This is a genomic window from Pseudoalteromonas sp. S1609 (assembly GCF_005887255.1).
GTDB lineage: Bacteria > Pseudomonadota > Gammaproteobacteria > Enterobacterales > Alteromonadaceae > Pseudoalteromonas.
This window is the reverse complement of the sequence record NZ_PNDJ01000011.1, coordinates 1-9,301: the sequence shown is the minus strand read 5'-3', so window position 1 is coordinate 9,301 and position 9,301 is coordinate 1. Positions and strand designations below refer to the sequence as shown.

Here is a 9,301-nt window from a genome sequence, read left to right as displayed (position 1 = left end):
CCCTTGCGCGGCATAAAGCCCCGCCTACAGAACAATTAAAAAGCGGTGATTCCCCGCAACTCGCCGCTCGTCGCCCGAACCTTTAACCTCAAACCTCGAACCTACCATCCTAAACCCTAACTTTGCACTTATATAAAACCACTGTATTATCAACACAGAATTTAGTTTTAGGTAAAATAAATGCAAAGTCTTTTTATTGATATCAGCAACGCGATGCAGGCTAACTTATGGTTTTATTTGACCACGATTGGCCTTGTGAGTGTATGTATTGGTAGCTTTTTAAATGTGGTGATATATCGCTTGCCAGTAATGATGCAAAAAGAATGGCAAACTGAATGCCGCTTATTATTAGCCGATGAACTAACCAGCCCAAAGACTGAACAGACCACTTCACAAACTACTGACACGTTTAATTTAGTTAAGCCCAACTCATGTTGTCCTAAGTGCAAAGCAGCCATTAAACCATGGCAAAACATTCCTATATTTAGTTGGTTATTTTTAAAGGGTAAATGCGCAACCTGTGATAACCCAATCTCAGTGCGTTACCCAATCGTTGAAGCCATTACCGCTATTTTAAGCCTAGTTGTTGCGTACACTTTTGGCGCAACTGAGCAGGCTTTATTATACATAGTAGTTACTTGGATATTAGTGGCACTAACTTTTATTGATATTGATCACATGCTGCTGCCAGATCAGCTTACTTTGCCGCTTTTATGGCTAGCATTAATCGCATCAGTTATGGGTTATACCATAGCCCCTAGCGATGCTATTATTGGTGCAGCATGTGGTTATTTAAGCTTGTGGAGTGTGTTTTGGCTGTTTAAGCTAATTACTGGCAAAGAAGGTATGGGTTATGGCGACTTTAAATTACTGGCTGTATTTGGCGCACTGCTAGGTTGGCAATCGTTATTGACCATTATTTTACTCTCAAGCGTGGTAGGCGCAGTAATAGGCATTGCCCTGCTGAGTATTCAAGGTAAAGACAAAGCAACGCCTATTCCTTTTGGTCCTTATTTAGCAATAGCCGGTTGGATAACTATGCTGTGGGGTACACAACTACAAAACAGCTATTTTAATTTTATTGGTTACTAACTATGAGTAATACACAACACCATAAAAATAACTGGGTGCTGGGCCTAACCGGTGGGATTGGCTGTGGTAAAACCGCAGTTAGCGATATGTTGGCAGAGCTAGGTATTACTATTGTTGATGCGGATATTGTAGCTCGCCAAGTGGTTGAACCTGGCTCAGAAGGGCTTAATGCCATTACTAAGCATTTTGGCTCTGACATACTCGATGAACATGGCGCATTAAACCGTGGCGAGCTAAGAGCCCGGATTTTTAGTAACCCTGAGCAAAAAACATGGCTCAATGCGCTGCTGCACCCTTTAATACGCACTAAACTGCTCACTGACTTAAAAAACGCGCAAAGCGACTATGTGGTTTTAGTTGCCCCGTTATTATTTGAAAATGAGCTTGATCGCTACTGTAATCGTACTTTACTAATTGATGTACCAGTAGAAATACAAATTACCCGCACCACAAAACGTGACAATATAAGCACTGAACAAGCAAAACAAATTATTGACGCACAGATGTCTCGTGAGCATAAACAACAAAAAACGGATGATATTTTAAATAATAACCGCGATTTAAACGATGTAAAACAAGACTTACTTAAGCTACATAATTATTATTTACAGCAAGCAAAGTCTACAATATAGAGTGACTGACCCAATCACAGCGCAATAAACTGATATTTTTATCGGTAAATTATCTGCTGCATTGGTACGATTAATGTATTCCTTTCTTTTTTCTGATAAATTGCTGAGTAAAGAAGGATTAAATCAGGTGCGCAATGAATATTAACTCACCGTTACTAAGAAAATTTATTACCCTCGGCCGTGTCGATACCGATACCGTAAAAGCCAGGCAGCAAGACTTTGCGTCAACCGCAGAACTTATTTCTAAATGCGGAAAAATAGATAGCAACGATTTAGCTGAGCAATGTATTGATTTGTTTAGAGTGCCTTTTTTAGATTTAAAAGATTTTAATGTTGCACAAATTCCTGCCGAGCTAGTTAAAGAAAAGCTGATCCGTAAGCACCATATTTTACCTTTGGTACAAAAAGGCAGAAAAGTATATATTGCCGCTTCAGATCCTACCGATTACGGCGCTTTTGAAAACTTTGAGTTTAGCACCGGTTTATCGTGTGAAGTGGTGGTAGTTGACTATATTCAACTCGATAATAAAATTGAGCAACTACTGGATGCTGCAGGTAGCTTAAATTTAAGTGAGGATGAATTTAAAGAGTTTGCTGAACTAGATTCTGAGCCACAAAAAGACCATACGCCAAAAGACGATGACAAAGACGACGCCCCTATTATTGTTTACATTAATAAAATTTTAATGGACGCAATAAAAAAAGGCGCTTCGGATCTTCACTTTGAGCCTTATGAACATAAATACCGTATTCGATTTCGCATCGACGGAATTTTACATGAGGTAGCCAGCCCGCCAAACACCTTGGCCAGTAAGCTATCTGCTCGTATAAAAGTTATGTCGCGCCTTGATATCGCTGAAAAACGTAAGCCACAAGATGGCCGTATAAAACTCAAAGTGACAGAACGTAAAAGTATTGATTTTCGTGTTAGTACCATGCCTACCTTATGGGGCGAAAAAATTGTAATGCGTATCCTCGATTCATCAAGTGCCATGTTAGGTATTGATGTATTAGGTTATGAACCTGAGCAGAAAAAACTCTACCTCGATGCATTAGAGCAACCACAAGGGATGATTTTAGTTACCGGTCCAACTGGCTCAGGTAAAACCGTCTCCCTGTATACGGGTTTAAATATACTCAATCAGCCAGAGCGTAACATCAGTACCGCCGAAGATCCGGTAGAAATTAACCTCGAAGGGGTTAATCAGGTACAAATAAACATTAAAGCCGACATGACCTTTGCTAATGCTTTACGAGCGTTCTTACGCCAAGATCCCGATGTAGTAATGGTAGGTGAGATACGAGATTTAGAAACCGCTGAAATATCAATTAAAGCGGCACAAACCGGTCACTTAGTACTATCAACGCTACATACTAACTCTGCACCTGAAACCATAACTCGTTTATTAAACATGGGCGTACCCGCGTATAATGTGGCCAGTTCAATTAGCTTAATAATCGCTCAGCGATTAGCGCGCCGATTATGCTCTAAATGTAAAACACCAGAGCAGTTACCCCGTGAAGAGCTTATTCGCCAAGGCTTTAGTGAACAACAAATACAGGATATGGTTTTGTATGCCCCTAAAGGCTGTGAAAGCTGTACTGAGGGCTATAAAGGCCGTGTTGGTATTTACGAGGTTATGAAAATCACCCCCGAAATAGCGCAAATTATAATGCGTGGTGGTAACTCATTAGAAATTGCTGAGGTATCACTTAAAGCAGGGTATAACAATTTGCGTTTATCGGGTATTCGTAAAGCAGCAGAGGGTGTGACCTCGCTGGCTGAGATAAACCGCGTTACTAGTTTTTAAATAAAATGCTTAGTTGCTTAACGATAAATTGAGCAGCCAAGCCTATATTAATTTGAGAGTAAATTATGCCAACTATGGTTAACTGCCCAACCTGCAAAGTAAAAGTAGAATGGTCAGCACAAAGTCCGCACCGCCCTTTTTGTTCAAAGCGTTGCCAACTTATTGACTTAGGTGAGTGGTCGTTTGAAAATAATAAAATTTCAGCACCCATCACCTCTGCAGATGAATTCAATCAAGACATGATTGAAGACATTGAAGCAATGATGGCAAAAAATGAAGATGACTTTTTTAAATAATCACTCGTGTAATATAAAAAAGCCAGCATTTAGCTGGCTTTTTGCTTTGTGTTAAAACGCTATGCTTTATGCTTGCGGTGCTTTTTGGTCATTCGCTGCTGAATTTTAGCTAACTTCTCTTTTTGCTCAGCGTTAAGTAGTTGCATTACTTGATGCTGGGTTTTTAATTTAATTAACCCCAATTGCTGTTTCTTATCTTGGCGTGCAGTTAATAACTCTTTCGCTGCATTTTCGTCAAAATTTGGCGCTGACAATAACGCATCCATTTGTTCTTTATAGGCTTGGCGCTGTGCCTGGCGCGCGTCTTTGTCTTGGCTTCTTAGCGCTTTAATTTGCGTTTTTTGCGCTGTAAAAATCGCTTTTAGTTGTGTTTGTTGCTCTTGCGTAAGTGCCAGCTTATCTGCTGCTCGCTCAGAGAGTAAAAAGCGCGCCTGAGAGTGACCTTGTTTATAGCCATCGCCTTTTGCAAATACGCTGCCCGTAGTGAGCGTTGCCGCTGTTAAACCGCAAATGAGTACTAATTTTGATAACGTGTTTACTTTAGTCATAATCATCACCTTAATATTGGATTGGTTGTTGGCTGCTAACCAGTGTGTTCACTATAACTGGTTCAATGAAAAGTAACGCAAAGCAGTGTAAAGGTTATGTAAAGACTAACTATTGATACATTAAACGCGTAAAATAAAACCATAAACAGCGCGTAAGGCTTTATATATGAAACTATTAATGATTGATGATGACACCGGTTTATGCGAATTATTAAGCGAATACATAAGTGCACAAGGCTTTAGCATTCAAACCGCACATGATGGTCAACAAGGCTTAGAGCTTGCCTTGCAAAACGATTACGCGCTTATATTACTAGACGTCATGTTGCCCTCTATAGATGGCTTTGAAGTACTGAAACAACTCAGGCAAAGTAAATTAACACCGGTGATTATGCTGACCGCTAAAGGAGAAGACTTTGACCGTATTTTTGGTTTAGAACTCGGCGCTGACGACTACATACCAAAGCCTTTTAATCACAGAGAACTACTAGCCCGCGTAAAAGCAATTACTCGCCGCATTGAACATATTAATAGTGTAAGTAATAACACTAATAAAAAGCTCTCTTTAAATGGTATTACTATTAATTTTGCTGCGCGAGAGGCCAGTATTAATAACATCCCCCTCACATTAACGGGCACCGAATACGAAATACTCGCTTTATTGATAAAACACGCGCCTGATGTAATTAGCAAAGAGCAAATAAGCGAAGATGTATTAGGCAGACGCTTAGCATCTTTTGACCGCTCTATAGATATGCATGTGAGTAATATTCGTAAAAAAATAGCCGAGCATATTGAGGGCGATAAAATTAAAACAATGAGAGGAGCGGGATATGTCTTCATCCAAGGAGAATAAAGCTCTGCGCTTTAGTTGGCTACGCCACCCACGACATTATCTGTTTTTTAAAGTGTTTACGTGGTTTTGGCTGACCATTATTGGCACTTTTACAGCGCTCTTTTTCTTGAGTAATATTTCACTAATAAACGCCATTAGCCATGATCCACTACAAGGGCCGATGCAAAAAAATCTAGAATATTTGGCACGAGGTATCGAGCGTAGCGCACATAAACACAAGCGCTCTATTAATGACATTATTACTCATCCGCGTTTAACGAAACGTAAGTTGCTTTATTTAAATTCACAAAATAGCGATGAAGTGTTGATCAGTAAAAATGTTGAAAACAATATTGATTTAAGCTTACTTAACTTTAGTAAGGGCATGCCACCACAGGTTATTTTTACTGAATATTACCAAGCTTTTGGCCCTGTGCGCATTCGGGTTCCTGAAGGGGAATTTGAGTTATATGAAATCGATATCAATCAGCAGCGACCGCTCTTTATTCGCTTAAGATTATTACCCGTTTGGTTAAAAATTACCATGGCAATTATTGCCTCGCTTACGCTTAGCTTTTTATTTAGCCGTAACTTAATTGCCCCTATAAATAGCTTAAAACAAGCCGCTATCAGGCTCTCAAACGGCGATTTAAGTGCGCGTGCAACAATAAATAGTCAGCGAAAAGATGAACTTGGAGTTTTAGGGCGCGACTTTAACCGGATGGCCGATCAACTAGAGCAACTGCTTAGCGCTCAAAAACGTTTATTAGCCGATATATCCCATGAATTACGCTCCCCGCTAACCCGTTTAAAAATGGCTACAGGACTTGCACAAATGCAGGCAAGTGAGGCAAATCAATCTTATTTGTTGCGTATTGAAAAAGAAGCTAACCAACTGGATAAAATGATAGCCGATGTATTGCAGATATCGCGCTTAGAAGCCAATAGCCAACCTTTATCGCTGCAAACACAGTCGCTGCAAGTGATTGTTGACCATGTAATAAACGATGCTCAGTTTGAAGCAAAACAGCACAATAAAACCTTAATTGTACATGGTAATGTTGAAGTAAATATAGAGTGCGACGAAATGTTGATTGCCAGTGCCTTAGAGAACATTCTGCGCAACGCCATTAAATATGCACAACATACTATTAGTATTAGCTTAAAACACAGTGATACCATATACATACAAATATGTGATGACGGCCCAGGCGTACCTAAAGCGCAACTCGATAAGTTGTGTGAACCGTTTTTTAGGCAATCAGATGCCCGCGACCGCCACAGTGGGGGGACAGGGTTAGGGTTAGCCATTGCAAAAAATGCGGTAATAGCGCATGGCGGAAATTTAGTTTTATCAAACAAAGACGCTGGCGGATTATGCGTTGAAGTAAGCTTACCAATACAAAAGAGAGACCATGTTTTATAGCACTGAAAGCGAGCTTGAAAATAACCTGTCTGCAATTACTGAGTTTTATACTAATACGCTTAAAAAAGCGTATTTAAACACAGCAGCTGGGGAGTTATTTTATGCTTATGCCAAGCCTAAAAATGCTCATACAGCCATTGTTATTAGTTCAGGGCGTATTGAAGGACTCGATAAATACAAAGAGCTACTTTGGGAGCTTTATTGTAATAATTTTGCTGTGTTTATTGTTGATCACCAAGGCCAGGGGCGCTCTTATCGGTTATTAAAAAACCCCCACAAAGGCTACGTAAAACAATTTGAAGATTACAGTCACGATCTTAACCAGTTTAATAAAAAAGTGGTGCAGCAGCACTGGCAAGGTAAAAAACTACTACTTAGCCATTCAATGGGCGGCGCCATTGCGTTTGATTACTTAGCACGCTATTCACATGATTTTAGTGGAGCGTTTTTATCGGCGCCCATGTTTGATATTTATACCAAAGGAATACCCAAACCAATTGCACAGTTTATCGCTGCGAGTGCATCATTGTTAGGTTTCTCAGGATGTTATGCACTAGGGCAAAGCGATTATTCAGCTGAAGAGTTTGCGCTTAATACTTTAACCAGTAGTCAAATACGTTACGAGCAATTTAGGGCAACTTATCAGCAAACCCCACTATTACAATTAGGTGGTGTGACTTATGGTTGGCTGCATACCGTTTTTTCGTTCATTAAAGCACTCGATAAGCTATCTATAACCACCCCACTATTTATAGCCAGCGCAGAAAATGATGAAGTGGTTGATAATCAAGCCCAACATAAGCTCGCAAGTAGGCATAAAAATACCCTAATCAAGCAGTTTAAAGGAGCTAAGCACGAGCTGTTTTTTGAACGTGATGATATCCGCCAATCACTGCTAACTAGCCTGTATAAATTTTGCGAGTCTGTAAATTAACCTCAATTATAGATAATAAATCTATCTCAAGCAGAGTTCAGATTAGGTTAACGACTGAGCGAGAGCGGATCTAGATGAATCAATATATCCACTTGTGATTCAAACTGCTGAGTGATCATGGCTTCCACTTCGTCTGCTACTTTATGGGCGCGAATAAGTGGTAAATTGTCATCAAGCTCTAAATGCAGCTGAATAAACTTAACTTTACCACCTTGACGAGTACGAATACCGTGCACCCCATAAACGTCATTATGATTACGGGCTATTTCAAAAATACTTTGCTTTTCTTCATCGGGTAGCTCTTTATCCATTAAGTGTGAGGCACTCTCGGTTGCTATATCCCAGCTGTTATAAAGTAAATATCCTGCCACACCTATGGCAAATAACGGATCAGCATACAGCACCCCATAATAAGCAAGTAAAATAGCAAGTAGCACCGCTGCATTTAAAATTAAATCGCCTTTGTAGTGCACAGAATCTGCTTTTATAGCGATTGATTCTGTATGCTTTACGACTTTATTTTGCACATACACAATCACTAATGTACACACTATGGCAAAAATACTCACCCATACACCTAATAATGAATGCGTCAGCTCTACGGGGTTAATGAGACGCTCAATACCATGAAACGCCAATAAACAACCCGAGCCTGCAATAAAAGCGGCCTGCCCTAACCCTGCAAGCGCCTCTGCTTTACCGTGGCCAAATCGGTGGTCATCGTCAGCAGGGCGCAGTGCATACGATAAAACCAAAAAGCTCATTAGTGTTGCTGTGATATCCATTAATGAGTCGGTTAATGAGCCAAGCATTGACGCAGAACCCGACGCCAGCCACGCCCATGCTTTGGTCGCAATCATTAGGCTGACCATAACCATGGTCACTATGCTAGAGGCCTTAACCCAAAATTCATAACTGCGATTATGCACGTATCTTTCCGCTGTAAGCTGTATTTAATGTTTTCAGTATATCATTTTTTATTCATTGTTCGTGTATACTGAGCTCGTCAAATTAAAGATTTTATAGGGCTTATTGTGCTGGATATTGTTTTATACCAACCTGAAATTCCGCCTAACACCGGGAATATCATTCGTTTATGTGCTAATACAGGCTTTGCACTGCATTTAATTGAACCATTGGGGTTTGAGTGGGATGACAAACGTGTAAAACGCGCTGGCCTTGATTATCACGAATTTAGCCATGTGCAACGCCATGCTTCATTTGAAGCTTACTTAGAAAAGTGCCAGCCTAAAAAAGTGTATGCGTGCACCACCAAAGGCAGTCAATTTCACCATCAAGCACAATATGAAGCGGGTGACTGCTTAGTATTTGGCCCTGAGACTCGAGGTTTGCCTGATGAAATGATCCAAGCATTACCCAATGAGCAACGCGTTCGTATTCCTATGCAAGCCGATAGTCGCAGTATGAATCTATCTAATGCAGTAGCTGTGTTTGTATATGAATCTTGGCGCCAGCTTGGTTTCACTAACGCCCAATAGATTAAACTGGTGTTTAAATTTAGTAACTTTAAGCGCCACTAAGTGTTAGTGGTCTGTTGACCTTTTAAGGTTGAATTTACAGCAGTTTGTTTGGTATTTAAATAAAGCAGAGCCTATGTGGTGTGGTTATTCCCCATAAATAGGCGATAACGCAGCATCAATACCAAACAGGCGCTGCCCAAAGGGTTCTGCCTAGGGGCGATTTACTCTTTTTTGGTCATTATTTAC

Annotated in this window: 10 protein-coding genes; 8 read left to right on the top strand and 2 right to left on the bottom strand. The window is 40.3% G+C overall.

Annotation, left to right across the window (positions count from 1 at the left end; genetic code table 11):
• The first annotated feature begins 180 nt into the window (after positions 1 to 180).
• From CWB76_RS03775 to yacG, 4 genes are all read left to right on the top strand, one after another.
• Positions 181 to 1,092, top strand: coding sequence for a prepilin peptidase (locus CWB76_RS03775; RefSeq protein ID WP_138605559.1), 912 nt, complete (start codon positions 181 to 183; stop codon positions 1,090 to 1,092).
• A 2-nt stretch (positions 1,093 to 1,094) separates the two neighbouring features.
• Positions 1,095 to 1,724 (top strand): dephospho-CoA kinase, encoded by a 630-nt coding sequence (gene coaE / locus CWB76_RS03770; protein WP_138605557.1) that lies wholly within the window; start codon positions 1,095 to 1,097, stop codon positions 1,722 to 1,724.
• Positions 1,725 to 1,858: 134 nt separating this feature from the next.
• Complete coding sequence (gene pilB, locus CWB76_RS03765) at positions 1,859 to 3,535, top strand: type IV-A pilus assembly ATPase PilB (RefSeq protein ID WP_138605555.1); 1,677 nt, start codon at positions 1,859 to 1,861, stop codon at positions 3,533 to 3,535.
• 65 nt (positions 3,536 to 3,600) lie between these two features.
• Positions 3,601 to 3,831, top strand: a complete 231-nt coding sequence (gene yacG, locus CWB76_RS03760; protein WP_054202591.1) for a DNA gyrase inhibitor YacG — start codon at positions 3,601 to 3,603, stop codon at positions 3,829 to 3,831.
• Between the two features lie 59 nt (positions 3,832 to 3,890).
• Here yacG and CWB76_RS03755 read toward each other — a convergent pair whose 3' ends face one another.
• Positions 3,891 to 4,379 (bottom strand): Spy/CpxP family protein refolding chaperone, encoded by a 489-nt coding sequence (locus CWB76_RS03755; RefSeq protein WP_138605552.1) that lies wholly within the window; start codon positions 4,377 to 4,379, stop codon positions 3,891 to 3,893.
• Positions 4,380 to 4,545: 166 nt separating this feature from the next.
• On the opposite strand from CWB76_RS03755, the gene CWB76_RS03750 reads away from it, so the two are divergent.
• Genes CWB76_RS03750 through CWB76_RS03740 form a run of 3 tightly spaced genes read left to right on the top strand, consistent with a single transcriptional unit; the run spans position 4,546 to position 7,574 of the window.
• Positions 4,546 to 5,235 (top strand): response regulator, encoded by a 690-nt coding sequence (locus tag CWB76_RS03750; protein ID WP_138605550.1) that lies wholly within the window; start codon positions 4,546 to 4,548, stop codon positions 5,233 to 5,235.
• Complete coding sequence (locus CWB76_RS03745; RefSeq protein WP_138605549.1) at positions 5,213 to 6,640, top strand: ATP-binding protein; 1,428 nt, start codon at positions 5,213 to 5,215, stop codon at positions 6,638 to 6,640. The genes CWB76_RS03750 and CWB76_RS03745 overlap by 23 nt, the downstream gene beginning before the upstream one ends.
• Complete coding sequence (locus CWB76_RS03740; protein WP_138605547.1) at positions 6,630 to 7,574, top strand: alpha/beta fold hydrolase; 945 nt, start codon at positions 6,630 to 6,632, stop codon at positions 7,572 to 7,574. Before CWB76_RS03745 ends, CWB76_RS03740 begins: the two co-directional genes overlap by 11 nt.
• 47 nt (positions 7,575 to 7,621) lie before the next feature.
• Here CWB76_RS03740 and CWB76_RS03735 read toward each other — a convergent pair whose 3' ends face one another.
• Positions 7,622 to 8,503 carry a cation diffusion facilitator family transporter gene (locus CWB76_RS03735; RefSeq protein ID WP_475473284.1) on the bottom strand — a complete coding sequence of 294 codons (882 nt, stop codon included), beginning with the start codon at positions 8,501 to 8,503 and terminating at the stop codon, positions 7,622 to 7,624.
• Positions 8,504 to 8,608: 105 nt separating this feature from the next.
• On the opposite strand from CWB76_RS03735, the gene trmL reads away from it, so the two are divergent.
• Positions 8,609 to 9,073, top strand: coding sequence for a tRNA (uridine(34)/cytosine(34)/5-carboxymethylaminomethyluridine(34)-2'-O)-methyltransferase TrmL (gene trmL / locus CWB76_RS03730; protein WP_138605545.1), 465 nt, complete (start codon positions 8,609 to 8,611; stop codon positions 9,071 to 9,073).
• Positions 9,074 to 9,301: the final 228 nt, after the last annotated feature.